The sequence below is a fragment of the Chitinophaga eiseniae genome (assembly GCF_900167135.1).
Classification (GTDB): Bacteria; Bacteroidota; Bacteroidia; order Chitinophagales; family Chitinophagaceae; genus Chitinophaga; species Chitinophaga eiseniae.
Window position 1 is genome coordinate 856,139 of sequence record NZ_FUWZ01000003.1, and the last position, 25,300, is coordinate 881,438.

Annotated in this window: 24 protein-coding genes and 2 pseudogenes; 16 read left to right on the plus strand and 10 right to left on the minus strand. The window is 47.5% G+C overall.

Going from position 1 to position 25,300, the window contains the following annotated elements; all coding sequences use genetic code 11:
• Window positions 1-119 precede the first annotated feature (119 nt).
• The 6 genes from B5D63_RS22460 to mobA form a co-directional block, all read right to left on the minus strand.
• On the minus strand, window positions 120-1,046 hold the full coding sequence (locus B5D63_RS22460) for a hypothetical protein (RefSeq protein ID WP_078671076.1): 927 nt from the start codon (window positions 1,044-1,046) through the stop codon (window positions 120-122).
• 50 nt (window positions 1,047-1,096) lie between these two features.
• Window positions 1,097-2,785 carry an SEFIR domain-containing protein gene (locus tag B5D63_RS22465; RefSeq protein ID WP_078671077.1) on the minus strand — a complete coding sequence of 563 codons (1,689 nt, stop codon included), beginning with the start codon at window positions 2,783-2,785 and terminating at the stop codon, window positions 1,097-1,099.
• 361 nt (window positions 2,786-3,146) lie between these two features.
• On the minus strand, window positions 3,147-3,419 hold the full coding sequence (locus tag B5D63_RS22470; protein ID WP_078671078.1) for a DUF6965 family protein: 273 nt from the start codon (window positions 3,417-3,419) through the stop codon (window positions 3,147-3,149).
• A gap of 202 nt (window positions 3,420-3,621) precedes the next feature.
• Entirely contained in the window at window positions 3,622-4,587 is a 966-nt protein-coding gene (locus tag B5D63_RS22475; protein ID WP_078671079.1) for a hypothetical protein, read from the minus strand.
• A 1,030-nt stretch (window positions 4,588-5,617) separates the two neighbouring features.
• The gene (mobB, locus tag B5D63_RS22490; protein ID WP_078671082.1) at window positions 5,618-6,916 is read right to left on the minus strand and encodes a conjugal transfer protein MobB; all 1,299 of its coding nucleotides are present in this window, start codon (window positions 6,914-6,916) and stop codon (window positions 5,618-5,620) included.
• The gene (gene mobA / locus B5D63_RS22495) at window positions 6,913-7,353 is read right to left on the minus strand and encodes a conjugal transfer protein MobA (protein WP_143313040.1); all 441 of its coding nucleotides are present in this window, start codon (window positions 7,351-7,353) and stop codon (window positions 6,913-6,915) included. The genes mobB and mobA overlap by 4 nt, the downstream gene beginning before the upstream one ends.
• 711 nt (window positions 7,354-8,064) lie before the next feature.
• On the opposite strand from mobA, the gene B5D63_RS22500 reads away from it, so the two are divergent.
• From B5D63_RS22500 to B5D63_RS22515, 4 genes are read left to right on the plus strand one after another with little or no spacing between them, the layout of a single operon-like run.
• Window positions 8,065-8,832 carry a ParA family protein gene (locus B5D63_RS22500; RefSeq protein WP_078671084.1) on the plus strand — a complete coding sequence of 256 codons (768 nt, stop codon included), beginning with the start codon at window positions 8,065-8,067 and terminating at the stop codon, window positions 8,830-8,832.
• A gap of 5 nt (window positions 8,833-8,837) precedes the next feature.
• Window positions 8,838-9,245, plus strand: a complete 408-nt coding sequence (locus tag B5D63_RS22505; protein ID WP_078671085.1) for a DUF3408 domain-containing protein — start codon at window positions 8,838-8,840, stop codon at window positions 9,243-9,245.
• Between the two features lie 10 nt (window positions 9,246-9,255).
• A complete protein-coding gene (locus B5D63_RS22510) occupies window positions 9,256-9,894 on the plus strand; it encodes a hypothetical protein (RefSeq protein ID WP_078671086.1) in 639 nt (212 codons plus the stop codon).
• Window positions 9,895-9,933: 39 nt separating this feature from the next.
• Window positions 9,934-10,773, plus strand: a complete 840-nt coding sequence (locus B5D63_RS22515) for a hypothetical protein (protein ID WP_078671087.1) — start codon at window positions 9,934-9,936, stop codon at window positions 10,771-10,773.
• A gap of 83 nt (window positions 10,774-10,856) precedes the next feature.
• Here the strand turns inward: B5D63_RS22515 and B5D63_RS22520 are convergent, their stop codons facing one another.
• A complete protein-coding gene (locus B5D63_RS22520) occupies window positions 10,857-12,071 on the minus strand; it encodes a PIN domain-containing protein (protein WP_078671088.1) in 1,215 nt (404 codons plus the stop codon).
• Window positions 12,072-12,270: 199 nt separating this feature from the next.
• Between B5D63_RS22520 and B5D63_RS22525 the strand changes: the two genes are divergently transcribed.
• From B5D63_RS22525 to B5D63_RS22580, 12 genes and pseudogenes are all read left to right on the plus strand, one after another.
• Window positions 12,271-12,576, plus strand: coding sequence for a DUF4134 domain-containing protein (locus B5D63_RS22525; protein ID WP_078671089.1), 306 nt, complete (start codon window positions 12,271-12,273; stop codon window positions 12,574-12,576).
• A gap of 8 nt (window positions 12,577-12,584) precedes the next feature.
• Window positions 12,585-12,926, plus strand: a complete 342-nt coding sequence (locus B5D63_RS22530) for a DUF4133 domain-containing protein (protein ID WP_078671090.1) — start codon at window positions 12,585-12,587, stop codon at window positions 12,924-12,926.
• Entirely contained in the window at window positions 12,923-13,549 is a 627-nt protein-coding gene (locus B5D63_RS22535) for a hypothetical protein (protein ID WP_078671091.1), read from the plus strand. The genes B5D63_RS22530 and B5D63_RS22535 overlap by 4 nt, the downstream gene beginning before the upstream one ends.
• A 44-nt stretch (window positions 13,550-13,593) precedes the next feature.
• Window positions 13,594-16,140: pseudogene (locus tag B5D63_RS22540) on the plus strand (TraG family conjugative transposon ATPase).
• Between the two features lie 44 nt (window positions 16,141-16,184).
• Complete coding sequence (locus B5D63_RS22545) at window positions 16,185-16,811, plus strand: DUF4141 domain-containing protein (RefSeq protein WP_078671092.1); 627 nt, start codon at window positions 16,185-16,187, stop codon at window positions 16,809-16,811.
• Between the two features lie 2 nt (window positions 16,812-16,813).
• A complete protein-coding gene (traJ, locus tag B5D63_RS22550; protein WP_078671093.1) occupies window positions 16,814-17,830 on the plus strand; it encodes a conjugative transposon protein TraJ in 1,017 nt (338 codons plus the stop codon).
• Between the two features lie 14 nt (window positions 17,831-17,844).
• The gene (gene traK / locus B5D63_RS22555) at window positions 17,845-18,468 is read left to right on the plus strand and encodes a conjugative transposon protein TraK (protein WP_078671094.1); all 624 of its coding nucleotides are present in this window, start codon (window positions 17,845-17,847) and stop codon (window positions 18,466-18,468) included.
• A gap of 12 nt (window positions 18,469-18,480) precedes the next feature.
• Entirely contained in the window at window positions 18,481-18,756 is a 276-nt protein-coding gene (locus tag B5D63_RS22560) for a hypothetical protein (protein WP_078671095.1), read from the plus strand.
• Between the two features lie 3 nt (window positions 18,757-18,759).
• On the plus strand, window positions 18,760-20,070 hold the full coding sequence (traM, locus tag B5D63_RS22565) for a conjugative transposon protein TraM (protein ID WP_078671096.1): 1,311 nt from the start codon (window positions 18,760-18,762) through the stop codon (window positions 20,068-20,070).
• 39 nt (window positions 20,071-20,109) lie between these two features.
• The gene (gene traN, locus B5D63_RS22570; RefSeq protein WP_078671097.1) at window positions 20,110-21,009 is read left to right on the plus strand and encodes a conjugative transposon protein TraN; all 900 of its coding nucleotides are present in this window, start codon (window positions 20,110-20,112) and stop codon (window positions 21,007-21,009) included.
• Between the two features lie 18 nt (window positions 21,010-21,027).
• Window positions 21,028-21,588 carry a conjugal transfer protein TraO gene (locus tag B5D63_RS22575; RefSeq protein ID WP_078671098.1) on the plus strand — a complete coding sequence of 187 codons (561 nt, stop codon included), beginning with the start codon at window positions 21,028-21,030 and terminating at the stop codon, window positions 21,586-21,588.
• Window positions 21,589-21,606: 18 nt separating this feature from the next.
• Entirely contained in the window at window positions 21,607-22,053 is a 447-nt protein-coding gene (locus B5D63_RS22580; RefSeq protein WP_078671099.1) for a DUF3872 domain-containing protein, read from the plus strand.
• 125 nt (window positions 22,054-22,178) lie between these two features.
• On the opposite strand, the gene B5D63_RS22585 is transcribed toward B5D63_RS22580, so the two are convergent.
• The 3 genes and pseudogenes from B5D63_RS22585 to B5D63_RS22600 form a co-directional block, all read right to left on the minus strand.
• Entirely contained in the window at window positions 22,179-22,931 is a 753-nt protein-coding gene (locus tag B5D63_RS22585; protein WP_078671100.1) for a class II glutamine amidotransferase, read from the minus strand.
• Window positions 22,913-24,148 carry a hypothetical protein gene (locus B5D63_RS22590; protein ID WP_078671101.1) on the minus strand — a complete coding sequence of 412 codons (1,236 nt, stop codon included), beginning with the start codon at window positions 24,146-24,148 and terminating at the stop codon, window positions 22,913-22,915. The genes B5D63_RS22585 and B5D63_RS22590 overlap by 19 nt, the downstream gene beginning before the upstream one ends.
• A gap of 704 nt (window positions 24,149-24,852) precedes the next feature.
• Window positions 24,853-25,287 (minus strand): annotated as a pseudogene (locus B5D63_RS22600) (N-6 DNA methylase); the annotation flags it as partial.
• Window positions 25,288-25,300: the final 13 nt, after the last annotated feature.

Below are 25,300 nucleotides of genomic sequence, written 5' to 3' on the forward strand. Positions count from 1 at the left end.
TGGCAGCATATTGCTGCTACAGGCTTACTACTAAGTTGAATTTTTCTTACTGGGGCGATGTTGAAAAGGCGAAAACCCTAGGTATGCCTCGCGCTCATGGCAAAAATAATGATATTCACTTAGGCAGCTTCCTCCGCAATGGGGCCGTGGGTTCGTACTCTATGGCTAACGCATTCGTTATATCGGTAGAGCCAGTTGGAGATAACCCTGTTGAATATACTTAAATTCAATTCTGTATCTGCCGGTATCACTTCAACAGCTTTGCCAATGACAAAGAATACACCATTAACTTCTTCTTCATTGCAGGCTAACGGAATAGGGGTACAAAAAATAGAGATTGTGCCATTCTGGGTAGAATAATTCCTTTTTACAAATTTGATATCGTTAAGGCTCTCCCTTATTGCTGTCTGGATGCTTAATTCTTCGCCTCGTGCATCAATTTTATCAAGTAAATTTTTTGCCAGTAACGTGCTCTTTCCAAGTTGATCGGTTATAGTTATGATGCCGCTTTCGATATTCCCATTTAAGGCGCAGTAATCCTGCAGATAAACACCAGTTGTAAATCCAGTATTTGTGGTATCAAGAATGTAATTAATATTATCAATTGCAGGCTTTACCAACTCGTATATCCCATCCTTAATACCTGTGTCACATAAATGCGTTTCATCACCATAATTTAATGCGCACGTTTGCCCATTGAGCGCACCCATAACGGTAACAAGAAAGTCGCTTATCGTTTTTTGTCTGTCTGCGTCTTTTTTTAATGCAGTTAGTTCTCGCTCTGACTTAAGCTCGTTGACTATAGACCCAGGAAATGTTTTGTTATAGATTGTTTTCAAAACAAGCAAGAAGAGATAGGCTACTGCCAGGAAAATGAGACTCCAAAGTGAAAAGGTTCTAATAGTCTGGTTCTCAGAACTTATGCCATTCGAGACAACGCCAATAAGAATTACAAGGATGGCTTCGCCAACAGCTACAAGAATTACAGCTCCCTTAATAAATGATATAAACTTATCTAAACTTCGAATAATTTCTACAAATCTCATAGGAACATTTTATGAAAAAAGGAAAACGGTATTTCAATAAATCACGCCAGTTAATGAAAGAGGCCCCTTGTTAACGGTACCGCAGTAAGATGCGGTTGGTTAACTGGCTGAACTTTAAATAGGTCGTCGATCGGGAATTCAGAAAGTATGGTTCCATCATCAGAAAATATGGTAATGGTGACAACCGTTCCCAGGATATTTTGGAGCACTTGATGCCCGATTTCAATTTGAATTTCTTCGCCTTTGATCGTTTGTCCGGGAAAGACTCTTTTTGTGTACTCTCCCCGTATAATAAGGTTTCCTTCCTCATCTGGGCGCTCGTTCAGCTCTGGCACCAATTCTCGCCGGAGTTTTATTTCATAGCTAAATCCCTCGACACTTTTATCGGATACATTTTTGAATTGTGGGCAAAGCACATACGAAATGGATTTGTACAGCCCCTGAAAGGCACTCGAATGCTTCCATTTTACGTATGGCGCCACAATGCTTAGCGCGGGTGCTGTTGGTCCCAGTGCCGCTCTGAAGCTACCGAATTGCTTCGGCTCAATTGTCGGCTTCTTCGGAGATACCGGAGCGAAGACAAATTCGGGTTCATCCATCAATTTCCTGAATAATTTCATATCGCTGTCTTCCTGAGAGAGATCAATAATTTCCCTCCCTTGCAGGCCGAAAGGAATAATTTCATCGGGTCGGCCATCAAAACTCACTAAAATATATTTTCTTGGGTTTTGATTGATATCGTTAATCAATAGTTGAAACTCTTCTCCGACTCCGCCTCTAAATGAATCTGCCTTCAGCTTGTAGCCTGCAGAAAGCACAACGATTACCTTCGAATGACCGAACATAGCTTTATACATCATCTTCATGAAGTTGGTCGCAGTTTCCTGCTGGCTGATCATTTTATCGATTTGTGCATTGAATCCATTTTTGCGGAGATGATTGGTGAAGGCGCCGACTTTTTGTTCGTGCGCTTCGTTGTCCCAGCTATAAGATATAAATACGTCTCCCTGTTCTTGCGGGTTTGGTTTACTTATCATACTAATGCCCTTGGTTTGAGTTAAAGAGTTTGCAATCGTATTGCTGCCGCGCGAAAAACCGCCGTACTGCAAAAAAGTATCCGTTTCAACAGAGTGCGCAATATAACGGTGTCCGATGACCCGTACTTTCCCACTTACGAGTAGCTTCTGATGCAGCTCCTGCGCTTCTTGGAACGTAATATTCTTCCCGAAAACTTCCTCATGAATTGTATGAGGGTTAATGTTAACCCTGACAGGATTTTCAGCTAGAAACTCCAGTATTTTATCTAGCTTCTCATTTGCCGTCAGATAGGCTTTTGCAGGATTGTAATTTTGTTTATCATCAAGCCATTCTTCCACTACCTGTACATAAACAGTGTGCTTTCCCTTTTGCAAAATGGGAAGGACAACAAATTTAATATGTTTGAAAAAAGTCTTTTCCGCTCCCGGGAACCGCTTCAGATAGCATTGAAAATGATGATCCAAAAAATGTTCAACTGCATAAGGGGGCTTGGTTCTTGATATTCGACTAGCGAAAAGATTGTCGTAGTCTTCCGCCGTGGTCTTTGTATAATAATGCTGGCTTGTATGTTCACGCTCACCCCAGCCATCCCTTGAAGACTTCCCAAGAGTCATAAAGATCCGCTGCTCGCCGAGGTTCTCCAGCTGTAGAGAGACGTCTGGAATTTCCTGACTATCACTTATGTCATAAAAATCGTTCATGCGACGATATTGGTTATTCGATGTAACATGTTTGATCGTGGAATATCAAAAATACTAAATTTCAGCTTCCCTCCATTGAATTATAGAATATTATGCATTATTTTCGTTGATATTAATTTCTCTTAAAGAAAGGCACCTCATACCACACGGTTCATATCTCTTCATGCCACAGGACTAAGACACGAGGAAAAGTAGAGGTTTTTCACCGGCCGGTTAATGGGTTTTACTCAGGAATGCCGTGGTGTCGGACGCAGCACTTGAAAGGCTAAGCGATACGTATGCTTTTCGATACATTGGCATCGACCGCTGCTGCGCCTTATGGGAAGTGTCCGCGTTGCAATACCTGTCGCTCGGTATATTATTATTGATCTGAACCCTGCACGGGAAGGGAGATAATTTGATTTCTAACAGCAATCTCAAACTGAAGAAGACGCTTAAGGGGTGGGTTGAAGGGATGCTTGGGATTAAAATGTGCAGCAGCATGCAATTCGAGTTTAAGAAATTCGGGAATATCTTTAACGATCATCGCGCCCTCTTTCCATTCTTTCAACAAGATCGGCGTTGTTTCGAAAAATTCCTTAAGCCGCGCAATCTCCGCAAGAACCTCCCGGTGCTGTGCTGTCTCTTTTTGCATCCAGCAAAGATAGCAGAATATGGCGATACTGACGAGTTAAGTGGCGTCTCTGTTACTTGATACCCGGCATATTTATTTTACTTTCATTTACTCCAATTTCTTATTGCCGCAACTGATTCCGGCGAGAAAACCTTTATTTGATTCAGTCTTGCAAGCGGCACGAGCGCGCCATAAATCCTGCGCGCCTGCCCCATCAGAAACTTCAGTCATCTAAAAACCTTAATGTAGGTTTATCGACTCCGAATTTCTCTATCACAATTGCCTTGAGACACCCAATAAACTCGTCAATATTGGCAAACTGCCTTACCATTTTTTTGAACTCTATCTTTTTATCCTGGTACAAGAAAAGCAATGCGGCTTTTGCGGTAACAATAGCCAGGTCGTCGACTGCCAGCAATTCACCCCAGCGCTTTTCTTTTCTTGGCCTTGCGCCCAGCTGAACGATGTGTTCCATCCCGCTTTGAAAGGCTTCGGCCGGCGCACTGCCCCTTAAAGATTTCCTGGTAAAAAGTCTAGTATCAATAGCATCAGTACCAGCTATCAAATAAGCGATAAAGCGGGCATTTACATCTTCCTTGGGCATTGATTGATCAGCGCAAACATGATCCTTCATGTTACAATACGTTCTATGATGGTCAATAAAGCTCACATCTTGGGAAATATCCAGTGGTAAATCCCTGGAAAACATAAATTCAAGGCAGTATTTACCGTTCCAATAATGGCTATTACTTTCCGTATCATAAAACCAGGGACCGTCGCCTTGAGTAGGGTCATATGGTGTAAGGATGCTGTCAAAATCCTCGGAGGTAATTAGTATCCTACTGGCGTGCGGCGTATATTCTTTCATTACTTCTACCCAATAGTACTTCTTCCCGGCAACGAGTTCTGTAAAATCAAATTCAAAAGAGATATTCCCATAACGCGATCCGTTATACCACCTATTAGGCGAAAGCCAGACTACTAAAACCCTACTTGTATTTAGCTTGCTTTTATCGTAGATCAGTCCCTGTTTGATCTTTCCATCTTCTACTATTCTAACGGCGTTCCTAAGGTGAGCAACATGATAAACCTTCTCCAGGCTTTGGCAGTCTTCGTTTTGCCATCTTCCGTTCGGCACGGCGCCAATTTTGTATTTGTTCCATGGGGCGAGCGCTTTTCTTTCCATCATAATTATCGAGATAGTTTAGCGTCAATACGGTTTGAGACCAGAACCGAACGTGAGTGGGCTAATAGCAACTAAAGGATTACAACAAGCTCTTTCATAATGTAACATGTTAGGGATGGTTATTTTGGTAAGATAATAATGATACGCAAAGTAGAAATATTTTCCGCATAGCAAACAAACCCACAACATAATATAATTATTTTATTCGTTGGGTTAATGGCCAGTTTCGGCATATTGCCACTGTTAGCATTGTTAACGAATACCAGTAATCAATAGCAGGCAAAGAAAACGATACTCCAGTCATTATCTCTAGTATCGGGCTGAAATAGCATTCAGCCCGCTCTTGAATTCAGTATTTTAAATTATCCCTAGAGGAAGGAAGCCTCCCAGGTGTCTACCGATACCCCTAACTGACTCCATCAGGACTCCCTCCGCAACGCATGTAGGCTTCATCAAAGCGGCGTAGGGCTTTCGCAACGTTAATTTGATCCCGTGGAGTCCCTAGTCCGGGGAACTGCTCACTTCCAGTCGGATAGGCAGTTTTTGTTATCTTCAAACCGTTCAATTCATACGTTATCCGCATCCGAATTGATAAGTCAACATGGCTATGATCCAACATGGTCAATGTAACCAGTATACCGTCATCGGTGAATTCCCGAATTTTATTGCCCATAGTATCTGTTTTTCATTTCTTGAGCTCGTTGTCTTACTTCCTCCGGGAACTCAACGTCGTTTATTATTACATCTAAATCAGCTTGCGTTGCGGCACAGCTCGTGTCATTGATATCTCGGTTTAGGAGATCTCCAAAAACACCTTTCAGGAGTCGTAAACGGTAGTCTTCTTCGGATTCTCCTTCCAACCTTTCAAGTGACCTCGGTTTATACATAAAATGAGGATTTAGTTCGTGATCAATAGAATTATGTAAGAAATTAATATCGCTGATCTTCTATAAACAATGAACTCAATACAAAGTGGTATCTGTCTGAAAAAAAATGTCCCGGCGAATTAGTAAGGTAGATAATTTGATTTAGGCTACATCTCCGGCTTTTGTCTTCTGCGTTTCTTTTTCTTCATATTTCGGGAAAACTGAAGTTCCTCCATGCTTTCTGCCCCTGCTTCAGGAAGCCAGCCGCCCAGCCCTTCAATCAACTGCTCGAAGTCAATAATACCGGCGGGTACCTCCTCCTGGAAAAATCCGAACGGGTCAGGGCTTTCTATGGGTCTAACAGGTTCGGGTGGCTGCCCGCCTGGAAGCAGTTCGTCTTTCCCGGAAGGTTGCTGCAGGGATGTATCTAGCCATAGCGTGTTAAACGTGTTGGCTGATAGTTCCTTACCGAGCTGGGAGCCGTTCCATACCATCCCATGTGTGTGATCAACGAAGGTGATACCATAGATGCGCCCTTCGGCACTGCGGCGGATCACAGTATCGATTCCCTGGTCCTTCAGCTGCTGTTTGAACGTGGCCTCCGCTTTCGTGCTATGGAGGGCCACTTCAATGGTCCGCTTTGTTTCACTGCGCACATCGCTTTCTTTCATGTCCGCTTTTGAGCGGGTATAATGTACCTCCATATTAGCGTGGCCGGCTTTTTTACCAAATAACGACGCCTTAAAGGGATTGCTTACCTTATTTCCCTCCCCATCGAGGGCGATATAAACTAGTCCGCTTTTGACCTTGCCGGCCAATTCTCCTTTTACCTCTTCTGCGGTAATATTATACAGTGATAGCAATGCGTTGTAAGCTCCCAATCCTTGGAAGTGGTACCGCTCAGGGAGATAGCGGACCACAGCCGCGATCTGGCTTTTTATATCACCCTTCTGGTGATCCACGGACCGAAAGAGGCGGTCGTCGGTTTGCTGATGCTGCCCGGTAGCCGGCTGCAGTCCATACTGCTGTTCCAGCGAGCGGCAAATCTCCATAGACCGCCGCCGCTCGAAGGTGTCGGGAATCTTCTTCCCATGCTCGTCTACACAGACAGTAACAATGTGGCAGTGGGCGCGGTTGATATCGGTGTGCTTGAATACAACGAACGGCTGCTCGCCGTATCCCATATGCTGCATGTATTTTTGCGCCATTTCTATAAATGCCTCGTCGCTGACCTTATCACGCGGGTCCGGATTCAGGGAGATATGAATAACTGGCTTTTCCGTTTTACGGTTAGCCAACAGGTACGGAGCAAAAGACCGTCTCAGCTGCGCAACAGAAAAACTGCCATCCAGGCTTTCCACCATTTTGCTTGTAAACAAAACAGTCCCGTTTTCCTGCTCGACCTTCCGCTGATTGTATTCCAAGGCACCGGTAATATTCTCACCGTGTGCAATTTTCGCGATCATGGCTGGCCGGTTTGATTGAGGTATTTCGCTTCAAATTCGCCCGTCAATTCGATGATCTGTCGGCATAAGGCGGCCATTTCCGCCGTTAGCTTTTCCAGTTTGAATAGAAACGCAGCGGCTTTTTTCTGCGAAAAATTGCGGTAGAGGATCTTTACGACTTGGTTGTAATTCACGCCAACGGAGCGGAACTGGCTGTATAGATTGGTAAGCCGCATGTAATAGTCCATTACCGCCTTATCTATTTTCACCGTCTTAACCGTCTTCTGGAAAACGCAGGCAGTGATAAAATGTGCCTTCACACGCATACCGGACTCGGCAAATAGATGGAGGAAACGGATGTTTTCTTCCGCCGTCAGGCTGATGGAATACCGGATCACTGCCGGGTTTGTTTTTGGCGGGCGCCCCCCGTTGTTGGTTCGCTTCTTCTGCTCTTCCATGATGATTTGATTTTATGTTGAGAAAACCCCGACTTCGGAGGGTGTTTTCCGCTCCCGGCAGGGCAAGTGGTTTTGAGCAGCGGAGAGGGTTCGCAGCTGCTCAAAACACAACTTGCTCCTTTCGGGTGAAAGGAAAATCCGTCCTGCGGACGGATTCGGTCTAGCGGTAGTAACGGCCCGAAGGCCGTTCTCAGTGTTGTGTGTCCGACCAGACACGCAACATTGCCTGGTCGGGGCTTCCATGCAAAATAAAGCCCTTCATACAGAAGGCAGGCCACCCTTACCAATGCCATAAACTGCCGTCGGCTGCCAAGTTCAACCACATTCATTTTCCACGACATTTTGTAAACAACTTTGCCCTTGTAAGCACGCCTGATTGCGTGATTGCCGGCCGGCTGGAAATCCAACATTTAGGAATGCGATACAACTTGACCGTTGGACGCCCTGCCTGCTGGCAGGCAAGCATGAAGCCAGTACGGCAGGATTGCCGGAATACGGGCGATCAAGACATAGCGCTGTCTGGACAGCCCGAAGGCATAAAGGCTATCCGGATAAAAAGATACCCTGCCTGATATCCAGCAAAACAAGCAGCGAGCCGGCAGGCTATACGTACGGCTATCCTGATGATCATTCATCAAGACTGCGCGCCGCAAGCCGGTAACGCCCGACGGATTGCAGGAAGCATACGAGACACCTTTTAAATCACAAATAATGAACGCATCCCAAAAAACAAAACTTATCGCCATTTCGACGCAAAAGGGCGGCCCTGGCAAAACGACGCTTACGGCGATGGCCTGCAGCGAAATGCATTATCGTTTAGGCTACAACGTAGCTGCTTTCGATTGCGACTATCCGCAGCTCAGCCTTTCCAGAATGCGGGAAAGGGACCTGAAGGCAGTAATGCATAATGAAGTTTATAAGAAGCTGGCCCATCATCAATTCACCAGCCTGAACAAAAAAGCTTACCCGATTATCCCGTGCCGGGCAACTGATGTGCTACAGGAGGCAGAGAAGCTGATCGCGACTTCCGCCGTACCGCCCGATGCGATCTTCTTCGACCTGCCGGGTACAGTTAATACGCCAGGAGTGCTGACGACGCTGGCCGGCGTCCATCACATCTTTGCACCGATCACCGCGGACCGTGTGGTTGTCGAAAGTACCCTGGGCTTCATCGATGTATTAGTAAACGTGCTGATGAAAAAAGGGAACACCAATATTGAAACGATCCACCTGTTCTGGAACCAGGTCGATGGCCGTGAAAAATCATCACTTTACCAGGCGTACGAAAGCGTTATTTCGGAACTGGGCTTGTCACTGATGGAATCTTTTATTACGGATAGTAAACGTTTCCGTAAGGAGGTCGAAGATTCTGCCAGGACCGTTTTTCGTTCCACTTTACTGCCGGCCAATACGCGGCTGATGAAAGGATGTAAGTTGGATTTGTTTATAACAGAACTTTTAAAGGTCGCAAAATTCTAATAGTAATGGATACTAGAAATAGTAAGAAAACCAACATTGACGAGGCGCACCTCATGTCCCTTATGGCAGGAGAGGCAAAGCCGGTCGATGCTCCGGAGGCAAAAGCGCCTGAGCCTGTAGCTGAATTGCGGGCGACCATGCCAAAACCTGCCGAACGGGGAAAGGGGAAAAGAATGTTGGAGGGGAACTATGGCGACCGCTTCCTGCAGCACCATACGATGACAAAGCGTGGAGAAAAAAGCATCTATATCCGGCAGGAGTACCATGAACGCTTATGCCGGATAGTCCAGGTAATCGGCGGAGACCGGATTCCGCTTTATGCCTTCCTGGATAATATACTTCAGCACCACTTCGAGATCTTTGAGAAGGCTATTCTACAAGACTTCGACAACCATACTAAACCTCTATTTTAAATTTATGCTTATGATCCTGGAAATCTTGATCCTCCTTTGCCTGCTGGTCGTGATATTCTTACTCCTGCAGGATAGAGTAACAACGTTAAAGACTGGGAGGCAAAGTGAACCGGCCGCGTATCAGCAACCGCCGCTGCCTGATATCATGGGCACAGCCAAGGTAGCGAACCGACAGGAGCCGCCTAATGAAGCCATTCAAAGACAATCTGAAATTCCCTCGCGTGACACGGCTACATTCGATACAGATCCAAATGAGGATTATTTCGTGGATGTAGTTCCGCAGGAAGAGTTGGACGAAATTTTCGGACCGGAAGTAGACCTTGATGAGGAAGAAGCTGAGTGGAGATTGGATGTTCAGCCGGAAGGCCAGGACGGCCTAGCCACGGGGGTTACCTTTGAAGAGTTAAGCCTGTTGGGATCGGTGCTCCGGCAGCAGTCATCCAGTTCAGCCAGGGAAGAACAAGTCGCTGGGATTGCTTACCGGATACAGGGGACCGATCTGTTAGCCCTGATGGTGGAATCCATCGACAATGCTTCTGAAAGGATAGCCGAGATGCTGGATAAGCACCTGGCGCAGGAAACAGATTCCAGTTCTTCCATTATGCGGAGTTACGATAGTAACGCCTTCGATATCAATAATTTTATTTAACAATTTATCTGGTTTAGATCAGACAAATACGAGCGAACAATGGATATGAATTTGCCGGTAAGGCAGTTTGGCGGAACCGAGTTTGTGCTCAATACAGACAAGATGCTGTTTTTTGAAAAGCAGGCACCTGAAAATAAAATATTTATTGCAGATATAGAGGATACCGGGAACGGCTATAGCTTCGACTACTGTAAAGTGGAAAAATATATAGCTAACCCTTTCATGGACTCGGGGCATGTAGTACGTGTCGAGCTGCCGCCATTGGTAATTATGGACGCTGCAGGGATGGCAAGAAAATACGGCCTTACAATTCAGGAAATCAAAGGGAAAAGTGATTTTGAGGTCATGGTCGATCAGGAAGCGTTCCGGAAAAGGCTTGCGGGTCAACTCCCAACCATTGATATTTGTGGCAACACATTTCGGATTCATGCCGACGAAGGCCGTTTGTCGTTGAAAGGAGCCTCTGACAAACATGATATCTGCTTTAGAGGTATCAATTTCGCGCAATACTTCAGTCAGCGTGCCGATTGTTGGATCATTCCTTTCAATCCTGTCACGCGTACCTTTCAAGGTTTGGATTTTCGAAATATGATTGCCTACCCAAAAGATCTGAAGGCTGCTATGATTCCAAGCCTGGAAAAGCTTGATCCGTTCGGATACTGGGTAGATCGGCGCTTAGGGCCTATGACTTTCTTAAAAGTGCATAACGTTAAAATGCACTCTACTGCTAATGAAATCAGCTGGAAGCAAACCAGTCTTGAAGGGCTGATCAAACGCAATATTGCCAGGATAAAAAAGGAGCATCGCCAAAACGTTCATGGCAAAGAGAAAACACCACTTCACTCAAAGCCTAAGGTCAGGCATGGACGCAGTTTGTAGCCCGTGGGGGATATAGCAAGTCCGACATTGGTTGTAGCCGTCGGAGGCATTCCGGACATCGAATTCTTCAGCTTTTTATAATCCTATTTTTCACCGTAGGCGTACTCCTGTTCACAATTAGCACAAAGATTTTCTACCATGTCTTCGGGGGCGAAATTGTCTCCGCATCTTGCGCAAGAAATCTTAACCTCGGGAATCGTGTATTCCAAGCTTACTATTTGACCTTTTTCACATTCACGATGTATAACGTACAAGAGACCGCACCCTTCGCATTCTTTCGACTTTTCATACTCTTCATCCCTTACAATATTGACAGTACCACAGTCCACGCACTTAAAGTGTAAAGTGCTGCACCAATCACATTCTCCAGCCGCGATCTTATTTTCTTTACCACGTTCGTCTGTAAGATCTTTGGGCGCCCCGTAGTATACTTCACTCAATCTTTCAAGATCCTCACAGCAGAGTTGGCAAAACTCTATGTCGTCATCTGACTCCGGCTGCTCTTGCCAATACCTGATCAATTTTAGTTCCTCTTTGGATACGATATCGTTCTTTATGGTCTTTAGTGCTTCACCCACGGTTTTGTAATACTGGCAGACCGCATCGTTAAACTCGCTTATTAAATCCTGATGAAGTGTTTTCTCGCCGTTGCTTTTCTCGCAAAAGTCCTCTGTGTTATAGGAAATAAAGAAAGCATTCTTTATAGCATTTTCTTTTACATAATCCAGGAGGGTAAAGATGATTAATGCGTCGGCATAGCTATTCTTATTTTTGAACGGCGCTTTCTTCGCTAAAGCAAATTGACCACACTTCACATGTATTTTGTCCTTAGCGGAGATTACTGTCGACTTTTGTTTCAGCAAATTCTCAATTAGCTGTATATTACTATTGACCGCATTGTCGATATCATTTTTCTTCTTTTGAAAGCTATCAATAACATCATCAAAGAAGGGTCGATCATTGTTTTCCTCCAGTAAGAAACTGAGGGAATCGCTTTCCTGCTTGGCACCAAATAGCTTTTTTATTTTCTCCAAGGAGTCATGCACTTCCTGAACATGTTTTCTAGCGCCTTTCCTAACGGTCTTATCCTTATGGTCATCCCACTCTGCTAATATAGTTTCCGGTACAAGAATGATAATATTCCCTTTGTCTACTTCTTCATTTATATAGTGAAGTAGCCTGGCCGGTTCAGTCCCGTTGGCAAGATATATCCAGGTATTGGTGTCTAAGGTAATGTAGTGCATCGTAGGCATTTCTTCTTCTAATATAGCACTTATAAATTGAAACGGTGCTTTCAATCAACCTTAAATATAGTAATCAAAGTCGTCCTGTTTTCATTTAAGGTAGTCCGTCACAGGTGGGCATCCGCTTTTACACGACCTCTCGCTGCCAAACAATTCCTCTGAGCGACACTTCCCTGTAGAGCCTCCCTTTCCACTGCACATTTGCTGCGAAACCCCGCACTGTCGGGCATTACGCAACAAACAATCGCTAAACATGGAAAGAAAGAAAAAGAAAATCTTACTCACCGGCGCGCTGCTGGCGTGGACAGCAGGAGCATACGCGCAAGGTAACGGCGCCGCCGGTATTAATGAAGCTACTCAAATGGTCACCTCCTACTTTGATCCTGCCACCAAGCTCATTTATGCCGTGGGCGCGGTTGTCGGATTAATTGGTGGTGTAAAGGTGTACAACAAATTCAGCAGCGGCGACCCCGATACCGGAAAAACGGCCGCCTCCTGGTTCGGCGCCTGTATCTTCCTGATCGTTGCCGCTACCATCCTCCGTTCATTCTTCCTCTAAGCGCAGCTATGGCAACTTTCAACATCAATAAGGGCATTGGCCGTACTGTAGAATTTAAAGGCCTGAAAGCGCAGTACCTGTTCGTCTTCGGCGGTGGCCTACTGGCCATCCTTGTCCTGGTGATGATCCTCTACATGGCCGGAGCCAATACCTATCTCTGCCTGGTGATCGGAGCCGCCGGCGCGTCGCTGATCGTCTGGAAGACATTCTCCCTTAACCGCAAATATGGCGAGCATGGGCTGATGAAGCTAGCGGCGAAAAAGAAACACCCCCGGTACATCATCTGCCGTAAGCCTGTCCGGCGCTACCTTAAAACTTCCCCTAACGCAAAAAAACTTCCGATAGTATGAAACAACCCAGCCGCGAGCTGCCCACCATCGAACTGTCCGGCGCAAAATTCTTTGTCGACGCTTATGGACAGCAGCTAATTGATACCCAAAAAAAGGACAACGTTATTTCCATCTGGAATATGCTTTTTGTAGAGGATCACTTTGAGCTACTCTATGATAAGGCAATACGAAACGTTAAAGCGTCCAATTGGACTGAAGCCAAAGGCGAGCGTTATGAATATATATGGCTTCGGCCGCTGGGCTTTTACGACAACCAAGGCGCTATAATGGGACTACAGGAGGCAGGCCGCAGCTTACCGACCGATAGCTTGCCCAGGGTGGAGCTGGCAGGCATACCCTTCCACTGGCATGAGCAGAACGGGGAACTCTGGCAGGTCGATAATCCCTGGAACAGGATCGGGAAAGGGGATTACACCGTCCATGAAAAGGACTGGGGGATATACTTTGACACAGACCGCAAAGTTGTCCCTTATCCCCATGAACTACCCGTGATCAAACCATGCGAACCCCTCCCGCCGCATTTGCATTTTTTTACCTGGGTGGAGGTGAGTAACAAGATCCAACAGGCAAAAACAATATCCGTCCCCGATCCGTCAAGGAAGTCCGGGCCAAAATTGAAGTAACACATATCCCCGCCATTTCACCATCCCAAAAACTGTTTTCAAAAATGAGAAATGTAGCTAAGGCTGCTACGCTGGAAAGTAAGTTTCCACTGCTGGCAGTAGAAAATAATTGCATCATATCTAAAGATGCGGATATCACCGTATGCTTTTCCGTCCGCTTACCGGAGCTTTTCACCGTCGCCTCACCCGAATATGAGGCTATGCACTCTACCTGGCACAAAGCCATCAAAACGCTTCCGGATTATACCATTGTTCATAAGCAGGATTGGTTCCTGAAAGAAACCTATGGTGCCGATCTTTCGGCCGACGACCTGAGTTTTCTTTCCCTGTCGTACCAACGACACTTTTTTGAGCGCCCCTTCCTGAGTCATGCCTGCTACCTGTTCCTTACCAAGACGACAAAGGAGCGGATGCGGATGCAGTCCAACTTCTCCAGCCTTTGCAAAGGCACCTTGATTCCGAAGGATATCCGCGATAAGGAGGCGGTACGCAGATTCATGGAGGCTGTAGCCCAGTTCGAACGGATCATCAACGATTCCGGTATTGTTCACCTAAGCAAGATACCTGAAGATGATATCATCGGCACTGCAGATAAACAAGGCCTGCTTGATCAGTACCTGACCTTATCGAGAGATAAGGGCACCCAGCTGCAGGACCTTTCTCTTGGCGCAGAGGAAGTCCGCATCGGTAACAAGCGGCTTTCCCTGCATACCTTATCGGATACCGACGACCTGCCCGGCACTGTATCAGCGGACGGACGATTTGAGAAGCTGTCTACAGACCGGACGGACTGCAGGTTATCCTTTGCTTCCCCGGTGGGCCTGCTACTAAGCTGTAATCATATCTACAACCAGTACCTGTTCCTGGACAACTCCGAACAAAACCTCAGCAAGTTTGAAAAGTCGGCCAAGAATATGCACTCCCTGTCCCGCTATAGCCGGAGCAACCAGATCAACAAGGAATGGATCGAACAGTACCTTAACGAAGCGCATTCCTATGGCCTGTCTTCTATCCGGGCGCACTTCAATGTGATCAGCTGGGCTGAAGACCCCCAGGAGCTGCGGCAGGTAAAGAACGATACCGGCAGCGCCCTGGCGCTGATGGAATGCAAGCCACGGCACAATACCACGGACACGGCTACACTCTATTGGGCGGCGATGCCGGGCAACGCCGGCGACTTCCCGGCAGAAGAAAGTTTCTATACGTTCATCGAACCAGCGCTGTGCTTCTTTACCGGCGAAACCAATTACCAGGACTCCTTATCACCATTTGGTATCAAGATGGCGGACCGACTGACAGGCCATCCCGTCCATTTAGACTTGTCGGACCTGCCCATGAAACGTGGCATCATCACCAACCGGAATAAATTCGTGTTAGGCCCATCCGGGGCTTGCCGGGTCATTCTTAATTGAGTGACCCGGCAAGCCCTGGCAATTGGATCAGGAAAATCTTTTTTCACAAACCATATGGTTCGTCAGTATTATGAGCAGGGCGCGCACGTCCTTCTCGTGGATACCGGCAATAGCTACCAAGGACTTTGTGAACTCATCAAATCAAAGACAAAGGGTGCGGACGGCGTGTACTTCACCTATACGGAGGATAATCCCATTTCGTTCAATCCCTTTTTTACGAGCGATGGGGTTTTCGATATCGAAAAACGCGAAAGCATCAAGACGCTTATCCTCACGCTCTGGAAGCGGGATGATGAGCCGCCGACCCGTTCGGAGGAGGTGGCGCTTTCCAATGCGGTAACGGGATACATCGAGTTGATAAAGGGCGGTAACATACATCCCAATTTTGACGGCTTCTATGAGTATGTAAGTACCAGCTACCGGCAGCTGCTGGAGGATAAGCGTGTCCGGGAAAAGGATTTTGATATCGCCAATTTCCTCAATGTCTTAGAACCGTTTTACCGTGGCGGCGAGTACGATTACCTGCTCAACTCCGATAAGCAGCTGGACCTGCTGGGCAAGCGTTTCGTGGTCTTCGAAATCGATGCGATCAAGGATAACAAGGTACTGTTCCCCATCACGACGATCATCATCATGGAATCCTTCATCAACAAGATGCGCCGGCTAAAGGGCGTCCGCAAGATGATCCTGATCGAGGAAGCCTGGAAGGCCATTGCCAAAGAAGGAATGGCCGATTACATCAAGTACCTGTTTAAGACCGTCCGGAAATTCTTCGGTGAAGCCATTGTGGTCACGCAAGAAGTAGACGATATCATTCAGTCTCCGATCGTCAAAGAAAGTATCATCAACAACAGCGATTGTAAGATCCTGCTGGACCAGCGTAAATACCTCAATAAGTTCGATGCCATACAAGCCATGCTGGGCCTGACCGACAAGGAAAAAGGGCAGATACTTTCCATTAATCTCAACAACGATCCCTCCCGGCGCTATAAGGAGGTCTGGATCGGATTGGGCGGTACCCAATCCGCGGTATACGCCACTGAAGTCAGCATGGAAGAATATCTGGCCTACACTACAGAAGAATCGGAAAAGCACGAAGTCATGCAGCTGGCCGCCGAACTGAGCGGCAATATCGAGCTGGCAATTAAACAGATCGCAGCACAGCGGCGTGCGGTATAGCGACACTGAACAACATCTTTATTTAACCTTTAAAAACAAAAAAAATGAAAAGGATCATTTTCATCTGGTTCGCTTGTCTAGTAGCGATCCTTCCAGCACGCGCTCAATTCGTTGTTACCGACCCGGGAAACCTGATCAGTGGCATTATCAACAGCGCCAACGAGATTATCCAGACCTCTTCCACCGTCTCTAATGTGCTGAAAAATTTCAAAGAAGTGGAAAAAGTGTTCAACCAGGGCAAGGAGTATTACGATAAGCTAAAGGCCGTCAATAACCTGATTAAGGACGCCCGGAAGGTGCAGCAGACAGTGCTTCTGGTCCATGACATCGGCGAGGTGTATGTGACCAATTTTAACAAGATGATGCAAGACCCCAATTTCACTACCAAGGAATTGACGGCCATCGCGTTTGGATATTCCAAGCTGCTGCAGGAAAGCTCCCACCTCTTAAATGACCTAAAGGGTATCGTTAACTCCTCCAGCCTATCGCTCAATGACAAGGAGCGCATGGACGTCATCGACCGTGTATATGGTGAGGTAAAAGACTATTACAACCTGGTCAGCTACTATACCCGCAAGAATATCTCCGTCAGCTACCTGCGGGGAAAACGGAAGAACGACGCGCAGAAGGTGCTCGACCTGTATGGAACCGCTCAGCAAAAATACTGGTAAGGATGAAAACGACACTACTTACAGTCCAGTACGAAAACCTGCACGAGATCCTGCGGGCCTTGTATGACGAGATGCTGCCCATGTCTTCGGATATGGCCTCCATCGCCAAAGGCATCGCCGGCCTGGGGGCTCTTTTTTATGTGTCCCTAAAGGTATGGCAGGCGCTCAGCCGCGCCGAACCCATCGACGTCTTCCCTTTGCTGAGGCCCTTTGCTATTGGCATATGTATCATGTTCTTTCCCACCATTGTTCTCGGTACCGTTAACGCGGTATTATCCCCGGTGGTCAAGGGGACACATGTCATGCTGGAAGGACAGGTTCTGGACCTCAATGCACTGCAGCAGAAAAAGGACCAGTTGGAATATGAGGCTATGCTCCACAACCCGGAAACCTCCTATTTGGTTAGCGACGAGGAATTTGACAAAAAGCTCAGTGAGCTGGGCTGGTCACCCTCTGACATGGCGACCATGGGCGGCATGTATATCGAGCGAGGTATGTACAAACTGGAGAAGGGCGTCAAAGATGCCTTCCGGCAGCTGCTGGAGGTGCTGTTCAAAGCTGCCGCCCTGGTCATCGATACCATCAGGACATTTTTTTTGATCGTCCTTTCTATCCTTGGGCCGATAGCCTTTGCCATCGCTGTCTGGGACGGCTTTCAATCGACCCTTACCCAATGGTTCAATCGCTACATCAGCGTTTACCTATGGTTACCTGTGGCCGATCTGTTCAGCACTATGCTAGCGAAGATACAGACCCTTATTTTGGAAAAAGATATTGAGAATCTTTCTGACCCGACGTTCATACCGGATGCCACAAGTACAGTATACATCATTTTCATGATCATCGGCATTGTCGGATATTTCACTATACCCACGGTCACTTCCTGGGTGATCCAGGCTGGTGGCATGGGCAACTATAACCGTAACGTAGGGCAGATGGCGCAGAAGGTCGGCAACGTCGCCGGCGCCGGTGCCGGCGCCGTGATAGGCAATATTACCGGGCAACTTTTGAAAAAATAATCAATCCCTTAAACATGGAATTTAAAACGCTCCGAAATATCGAAAATAGCTTTCGCCAGCTTCGGCTCTACGCCATTGTGTATTCAGTGCTGGTTTCGGGTACCGCCGGTTATGCTGTATGGAAGTCCTATCAATTTGCCGATGCGCAGCGGCAAAAGATATATGTCCTGGACGAAGGTAAGTCCCTTATGCTTGCATTATCGCAGGATGCATCGATCAACAGGCCGGTAGAGGCCCGCGAACATGTCCGACGCTTTCACGAGCTGTTCTTCACGCTGGCCCCGGATAAGAACGCCATAGAGAGCAACATGAAGCGGGCTTTTGATATGGCAGACCAAAGCGCATTCGACTACTACAAGGACCTGGCAGAAAAAGGGTATTACAACCGCATCATCAGCGGTAACGTTCAGCAACGTATAGAGGTCGATAGTGTCGTCTGCCATTTCGATCGCTATCCCTATTCTGCCCGGACCTATGCCCGCCAGATCATTATCCGCAGCAGCAACGTGACCATGCGCAGCCTGGTGACCTCCTGCTTCCTTGTCAACTCGGTAAGGTCAGACGCTAATCCGCAGGGCTTCAACATAGAGCGGTTCACGGTGCAGGAAAACAAGGATATCCAAATTGTAGACCGTTAAACTCACTTGTATATGAATCTTTCGCTAATTAAGGAACGCGTCGGGCTGCTTAAAGGATGGATCGATTGCCGCTGGTCGGCTTTGCCGGTAAAAAAGCAGCGCACGCTGGTGCTCTATCTTTTTGCAGGATACGTGGTGATCACTATGGTGGTGATCACCGGAATCCTATATCGCGGCGAGCCAAGGCAAAATGGGGAAATACAGCATATCGATAACCCTATTCCGCTAAAGAAGCAAAGCCGGTTCCCACCTGCAGTCAATTTATTAGATACCTCAAACCACAATTAAATCATGGAAAATCAAAATAGGAGAACGAACATCTTCGTCTCGGAAACTTCAGGCGCTGCACCGGAGGCCAGCAGCTCCTCGGAACATAGCCGTAAGCTTGATCGGCTCAAAAAGCCGCTCGTCTTTGCATTAATGGGCATCGTGTTTGTTGGCTGCATGTACCTGATCTTCGGTAGGCCTTCCTCCGGCAAAGAAAAGCAAAAGGAAGCCGGGCTGAATGAAGCCGTGCCCCAGGCTACAGATGGGGCGCTTCGCGATAAGCGCCGGGCTTATGAAGAGGCTATGCAGGCCCAGAAGGAACAGGAAAAGCGTGCCTCCCTGATGTCGCTGGCAGACTACTGGCAATCCGATTCTACAAAAGAGGTAGATGCGGCGCCCGGCCAGGATAAAGACATAGAATCCAACGGGGACAGCTATATGCGGCGACAGAAAGTGTCGGTATCCCCATTGAACACCTATAAAGATATTCAAGCCACTGTCGGTTCCTTTTATTCCGGCAGTAACGGTGAGACGGAGGCTATGCGCAGGGAGATCCAGGAACTAAAGGACAAGCTGGCAGAAAAGTCCGCGCACGAAGAAGCCCCCGATCCTTTGGCAATGATGGAAAAATCTTACCAATTAGCTTCTAAGTATTTCCCTAACGCGCATCCAACAGATTCCGGCAAGGTAAAGCCGGCGAACAAGACGGAGGTACCCCGTCACTTTGAATCCTTTGCCCCTGCCCGCAAGAATGTGGTATCCTCCCTTAGCCGCCACATCGAGGACAGTACCCTGGACCTGCTGGCGACGGGAAGGGAGCACGCGTTTTTTACGCCAACCGGCTCATCACAGAAGGCAAGCTCCCGCAACAGTGCAAGGGCCTGTATCCAGGAGACGCAGGATGTAACGCCTGTAAGCGACGTAAGCATCCTGCTGCTGGCAGATGCCCGGCTTGCGGGGCGGACAATCCCTGAAGGCACCGTGCTGACTGCCAGTCCGAAATTTACGGGCGGCAGGCTGCAACTGCAGATCACTTCCGTAGAGATCAACGGGGATGTTATACCTGTGGAGATCAACGTCTACGACCTGAACGGCCAGCTGGGCCTGAGCGCACCTATTTCAACGGAAAATAGCGCCCTTACGGAAATCGTTGCCAATATGGGGACGTCGGCCGGGACCAATCTCTCCCTTAGCGCGAATATGGGCCAGCAGCTGGCCTCCGACATGACTAAAAGCGCGATCCAGGGCGTATCAGGGTATTTTGCAAAGAAAGTCAGGATACCCAAAGTCACGCTGAAGGCCGGCCACCAGCTCTTGCTGGTATCCAAAAAGTAATTTTCACCTATTAATCATTTAAAAAAGACAACCACGATCATGAGTGCGATACTTAGAATTTTCGTCCTTATAGCATTTCCTGCTCTATCCTTCGGAGCAATGCCCCTGCAGGATACCATCGGCAAGAGCCGCATGATGCTGGCAAGCATCCCACCATACAGGGCGGAAGTCACCTACGACAAGACCAGCCACTTTCTTTTCCCGGCGCCCATCAAATACGTTGACATCGGGAGCGAATTTCTTTCCGGAGGCATTGCCGAAGACGCTGGGAACCTGCTTAGGCTCAAAGCTGCGGTGCAAGGCTTCGTAACGGAGACGAATTTTTCCGTCGTCACCGAAGACGGCAGGTTCTACAATTTTAATGTCACCTATAACAGTGCCCCAACAACGACTAGTTATGACCTGGAGCGGTTACAGCGGACCCTTTCCCGGCAGGAATCCAATGATGTCCTTTTCGATGAGCTGGGTGTTATGCCGCCTTCGCTGGCTGACCTGCTTATGGAGACCATTTGGCAGAAGAACAGGAGGGCGATCCGGCATATCGGCGCGCGCAGCTATGGGATACATTTCCGGTTAAAGGGGCTGTGTGTCCAGGACGGCAAGTATTTTTTCCATACGGAAGTCCGTAACCGGAGCAACGTACCCTTCCGGATCGATTTTATCAATTTCAAGATCGCCGACAAAAAGCTGGTAAAAAGAACGGCGGTGCAGCAGCGCCTCCTGAAGCCTTCGCGGATGTACCGAACGATCGATGAAGTTCCGGGCAAAAGTACGGAACGCAATGTCTTCTTGCTGGATCAATTCACCCTGACGGACGATAAGGTACTGCTTATCGAACTCTATGAGCGAAACGGAGGACGGCACCAGGTGTTGCAGGTGGAAAACTCCGACCTGGTAGCCGCCAGGCTCATCAGCAATATGCATCTAAAAATCAGGTAACCTCAAATCATTTGTATTATGAAACAGTATATGATCACTTTGCTGCTGGCATTCCTGGGCATCACCGGCGCCAACGCGCAACGAATGCTGCCGGGTCAAAAGGGCTTGGAGGTACATGCCGGCATGTTATCCAACGACCGCCCGGAAAAAAATTACTACCTGGCCCTGGGCATGAATTCCTTTGCCAAGAGCGGCAATTATGGCTTTGGCCTTATTGAGTACAACCACCAGGAGGCTACCTATAAGGCCATACGGATACCGTTGGAAAGCTATTTCGTCGAGGGCGGTTACAGTTTGCGCCTGCTGGGCGATGCCCGGAGGCAGATCAGCCTCTATGCATCTCTTTCAGGCGTGGTCGGCTATCAGACGATCAACAGGGGCAAGCAATTGCTCTATGATGGTTCCCAGGTCCTGAGTGAAGAGGGTCTCCTGTATGGTGGCGGTGGCCGACTGTCTCTGGAAACGTACCTGTGCGACCGGATGGTTTTGCTGCTGCAGGGACGTGTACGAATGCTGTGGGGAGCCGCTATAGATCAATTCAGGCCATCGGCCGGCCTCGGGCTAAGGTTTAACTTCTAAAAATCTCTTATTAATAAAATGAAAACACTAATTCAGCAAAGCAACCTGCAGCAGCAGACGCTATGGGCATTTGTATTCATAGCCATATTGTCGGTACTATTCACTTCGTGCAGAAAAAAAGACCTGGACATCCAGCAAAACTTTCCATTCGAGGTAAAGGTGATGCCGGTCCCCAAAGAGCTTGCCCTGGGCCAGGTAGCGGAGATCCGCCTTACCCTTGTACCATCCGGCAATTTCGATGAGGCCAGGTATTATATCCGGTACTTCCAGGAAGACGGCGAGGGTAGCTTGCAGTACTATAGCGATCCTCCGTACCTGCCTAATGATCTGTATAGCCTGCCGGAGCATCAGTTCCGGCTATACTATAGCTCCCGGTCCAAAGTATCGCAAACCATAAACGTCTGGATATCGGACAATTTCGGCAACGAGAAAGAGCTGAGCTTCCGGTTCAACAGTAAAGATTGACTAAAGTTAAAAGCAAAAGACCTGCATCCTAAAGCAGGTCTTTTGTGCTACTACCAGACCGGGTATAAAAAAAGCAGGACAAATCCTGCAGCATTTTCCATCTGGGTGATTGGTGAAGTACCACATCAGGGGTATCCCCTATCATAATTTCCAGAATAGTCTGCGAGGCAATCGGGGCAGAGATTAACCTGAAGGAATGTATCGAAATGCAGTTTGGATGTTTCCACCAGATTGTCGCAGCATCCGCAGGCGCTCCAATGCTCCTCATCCAAAGAATCCCGATGCATCCACCGACCTGGGCGCTGCAAGTGATTCGATCTATATTGCGGCGATACCTTCGTTTCTAGGTAAGAGTAGTTGGAATACCAATTGCTATGATCGTCATCCCAATGGCCTAGCCTTTCATTAATGATATGGTACATGCCATACCGGTCCAGGAAAACCAGTTTGGAGCTATCTATAAATCCACCGATCAACTCCCGGATACCTGCGTTATACAAGAAATCTTCGGGTAGATAATTCAGTATTTCCGAAATAAAAATCCGTGTATCGCTAATGGTAGCGGTTGGAGACACATTATCAATGATCCCGTTGTGCGCCATAACCATTCCGTAACCGACCTCGAAGGGGTGGCAGTTATCTGCATCTACCGATCCGCTTGTTGCAATCCGGAAGTGAAGGATCATCGGATGCCGGTTATGTTTTCGCAATGTGCGATAGGATTCATATAGCCGGTCCACGCAGTCCATCTCTTTGGTGATCTTTATGGTACCGCTATCATAATAGGCAATACCCGCCCCATCCGGATTATTTTGCCAGCAGGTACGGAAGGTTGTCCTGCTGAGGGTGTCTTTTGTATTCAGGATGGCAATACACATGCTTTGTTACATTTAAGGTTTTTCAAAAGGGCTTCTATGCTTTTCTCATTCTGCAGCTCGGTATTGAAGTAATCTTTTGCTGTTTTTATGATCCGTTGCAGTAACATCAGCTCCCTGCCGGTATATTCCTCCATCAGGAGCTGGTACAATGGTTCCTTTTTGTCGAAAGCCGCTAGTGTGACGGAAAGGATATTGGTATGTTCCCTTGCTACCATCAGCCGGCATAATCTTAACCGGAAAAGCAATGCTTTCAGATTATAGACCTTGGCCGGGAATCTCAATTCGATCCTATCGGGCCAGATCTTAATCGCCTGGTGTTTGTCTCCGTCCTGTTTCAGGTTATGTTCCTTCTTTCCGATGCAGTAATCTTTTTCCAATCTTTTAGGATAGAGGGCCATAAAAAGCGGCATATAGGGACGGCAATGATCGAACATCTGCTTACCGGATTTTGGAGGAAGGGATAAGTGGATATGTCCACCGGCATTGTTATGATTTTTTGCATTGATGGCCCGTGCAATTTCTGGTAGCCATGAGGATTCAATTTTTTCGGAAAATAAAGGATAGACTGGCGTCTTTAGCTCCCAATCCACAGTTGCATCACTTTCCATAATACACCCGGTGTGGCGGAATAGCTGCTCCTTGTTGTAGTGCCCGCAGAACTCAGGGTCCCCCGCTTTTTCGATCTCGAAACCGATACCTGGTTTACGGTCATCGGCGCGGCAATCATGATACATCGGCCCATCGTGATAATCCCATATCACATCATCGTCATCCGGTTCGTCATTATCATCATCTTCAGGATCGTAGTGGTACTCTTGGTCGGATTCCCAATAATAGGCATGATCGATGTGCGCAATGGTGCCATCAGCCATAATGACAAGGTTGAAGGCGGTTAGGCTTTCATCGGTGTAGTATTCGTTGAGATAGCGAAGGTAGATATGGGCATTGTCCTCGTGTGTATAAATAAATTCATCGTGGGCCATGTTGACCTTAATGCTATCTCCTTTGAGGATAAATCCACCCTCAATGTCCGCTACAAAGTGACTTCCATCCTTGATCTTGTGATAGTAAACCGTACCAATGGCTACGCAACCGTCAATCAGGGATAGGTATCCCGTAAATGTTTCAACAACGTTCTTTTTGTGGCAGTGCCAATCTTTAGGCAGGTATCCTTCGGATATACTGCTCTTTACAAGGGATAACAATTTTGCTTTCATAATAGCAGATTAAAAGGTGAAGTAAAAATGGAGTTACAGCGTTTCGACCTGTGAGTCTCATCAGTGCCGGCCCATACCGGCATACGCCGATTCTTACTCAGGTAGCGAACAGTTAGGACATGTCACTAACCCGCTGTCTCCGATGCCGAGCACTTACTAGGCTATTTGCTGTTCAGGTAGCCAATTCGCTCAATGGATACCACTGGAATGACTCGGCTACTAGGCCATCCGTCTTTGTGGCCGGGGTGAAATACAGGTCAGGCCTGTTTCAAACCGAATCGCGCACGAGCTGCCCAGAATGGATAAGGGAAAGTTTTGGGCAAAAAAATACGATCGGCGCGCCGGCTCTTTTTCCAGGTAGCCGGCAAAAACGCCGATGGAGATTTTTTTGCGCATACCGGCAAACCGACGCTTTGCGGCGGTGCAGACTTTCCTGTTCCAGGCTGGCAGCTATTTTTGATGGCCTGTTTGAAAACAGGCAAGGAATGTATTTATGGCAGTAACATGTGATGGGCAAGAAGACATTTACAGGTATCGATTGAAGACGGATACCGGGGCAAAGGACAGGTAGTATTAGGGAGGAAAGCGTTATGCAGGGATTGTCCTTGTTGGAAATTGAATGAATGGGAATGCCCAACAACAGTGAATGAATAAAAAAAGAGCCGTCCTTCGATAAGGGCAGCCCTTTTGCAATTGCTGTTCATTTAGAACAAATTTCCCTGAACATACTTTTCCTGTTTGCTCTTCGGCTCCGGAAGTACGGCTTCATTATTAGCCGGATCTTCTGCTTTAGGCTGTTCAGCTTCATTATTGGCGTACTTCAAAATACGTAACGTCGGAAAATCCAAGTAGGGTACCCTTCTGATTATATACACATGCGAGAACCGCATCGTCAGTTCGTTGCCGCAGCTAATGTCGGCAAGCAGGTTGTGCAGGATCATATTGGCCGCCGCCATACGGCAGCACATATCGTCGATATCCGTTCCAAAGAAATGGGGGCCTTTGCCATGTAGGGCGGCCGCGGCCAGGAACATCCTGCCGGAACCACATGCCGGGTCAGAGATCCTTTCCTCCGTCTTGCCTTCGTGCCCGCCTTTCGCTATTTGTGCCATAAAGGTGCAAATAGGCATTGGCGTAAAATACTGGCCGTTC

Bases quoted from the DNA above. Each gene is read 5' to 3' on its own strand.
- B5D63_RS22460 (WP_078671076.1), bottom strand. From the start codon at position 1,046: ATGAGATTTGTAGAAATTATTCGAAGTTTAGATAAGTTTATATCATTT.
- B5D63_RS22465 (WP_078671077.1), bottom strand. From the start codon at position 2,785: ATGAACGATTTTTATGACATAAGTGATAGTCAGGAAATTCCAGACGTC.
- B5D63_RS22470 (WP_078671078.1), bottom strand. From the start codon at position 3,419: ATGCAAAAAGAGACAGCACAGCACCGGGAGGTTCTTGCGGAGATTGCG.
- B5D63_RS22475 (WP_078671079.1), bottom strand. From the start codon at position 4,587: ATGATGGAAAGAAAAGCGCTCGCCCCATGGAACAAATACAAAATTGGC.
- mobB (WP_078671082.1), bottom strand. From the start codon at position 6,916: ATGATCGCGAAAATTGCACACGGTGAGAATATTACCGGTGCCTTGGAA.
- mobA (WP_143313040.1), bottom strand. From the start codon at position 7,353: ATGGAAGAGCAGAAGAAGCGAACCAACAACGGGGGGCGCCCGCCAAAA.
- B5D63_RS22500 (WP_078671084.1), top strand. From the start codon at position 8,065: ATGAACGCATCCCAAAAAACAAAACTTATCGCCATTTCGACGCAAAAG.
- B5D63_RS22505 (WP_078671085.1), top strand. From the start codon at position 8,838: ATGGATACTAGAAATAGTAAGAAAACCAACATTGACGAGGCGCACCTC.
- B5D63_RS22510 (WP_078671086.1), top strand. From the start codon at position 9,256: ATGATCCTGGAAATCTTGATCCTCCTTTGCCTGCTGGTCGTGATATTC.
- B5D63_RS22515 (WP_078671087.1), top strand. From the start codon at position 9,934: ATGGATATGAATTTGCCGGTAAGGCAGTTTGGCGGAACCGAGTTTGTG.
- B5D63_RS22525 (WP_078671089.1), top strand. From the start codon at position 12,271: ATGGAAAGAAAGAAAAAGAAAATCTTACTCACCGGCGCGCTGCTGGCG.
- B5D63_RS22530 (WP_078671090.1), top strand. From the start codon at position 12,585: ATGGCAACTTTCAACATCAATAAGGGCATTGGCCGTACTGTAGAATTT.
- B5D63_RS22535 (WP_078671091.1), top strand. From the start codon at position 12,923: ATGAAACAACCCAGCCGCGAGCTGCCCACCATCGAACTGTCCGGCGCA.
- B5D63_RS22545 (WP_078671092.1), top strand. From the start codon at position 16,185: ATGAAAAGGATCATTTTCATCTGGTTCGCTTGTCTAGTAGCGATCCTT.
- traJ (WP_078671093.1), top strand. From the start codon at position 16,814: ATGAAAACGACACTACTTACAGTCCAGTACGAAAACCTGCACGAGATC.
- traK (WP_078671094.1), top strand. From the start codon at position 17,845: ATGGAATTTAAAACGCTCCGAAATATCGAAAATAGCTTTCGCCAGCTT.
- B5D63_RS22560 (WP_078671095.1), top strand. From the start codon at position 18,481: ATGAATCTTTCGCTAATTAAGGAACGCGTCGGGCTGCTTAAAGGATGG.
- traM (WP_078671096.1), top strand. From the start codon at position 18,760: ATGGAAAATCAAAATAGGAGAACGAACATCTTCGTCTCGGAAACTTCA.
- traN (WP_078671097.1), top strand. From the start codon at position 20,110: ATGAGTGCGATACTTAGAATTTTCGTCCTTATAGCATTTCCTGCTCTA.
- B5D63_RS22575 (WP_078671098.1), top strand. From the start codon at position 21,028: ATGAAACAGTATATGATCACTTTGCTGCTGGCATTCCTGGGCATCACC.
- B5D63_RS22580 (WP_078671099.1), top strand. From the start codon at position 21,607: ATGAAAACACTAATTCAGCAAAGCAACCTGCAGCAGCAGACGCTATGG.
- B5D63_RS22585 (WP_078671100.1), bottom strand. From the start codon at position 22,931: ATGTGTATTGCCATCCTGAATACAAAAGACACCCTCAGCAGGACAACC.
- B5D63_RS22590 (WP_078671101.1), bottom strand. From the start codon at position 24,148: ATGAAAGCAAAATTGTTATCCCTTGTAAAGAGCAGTATATCCGAAGGA.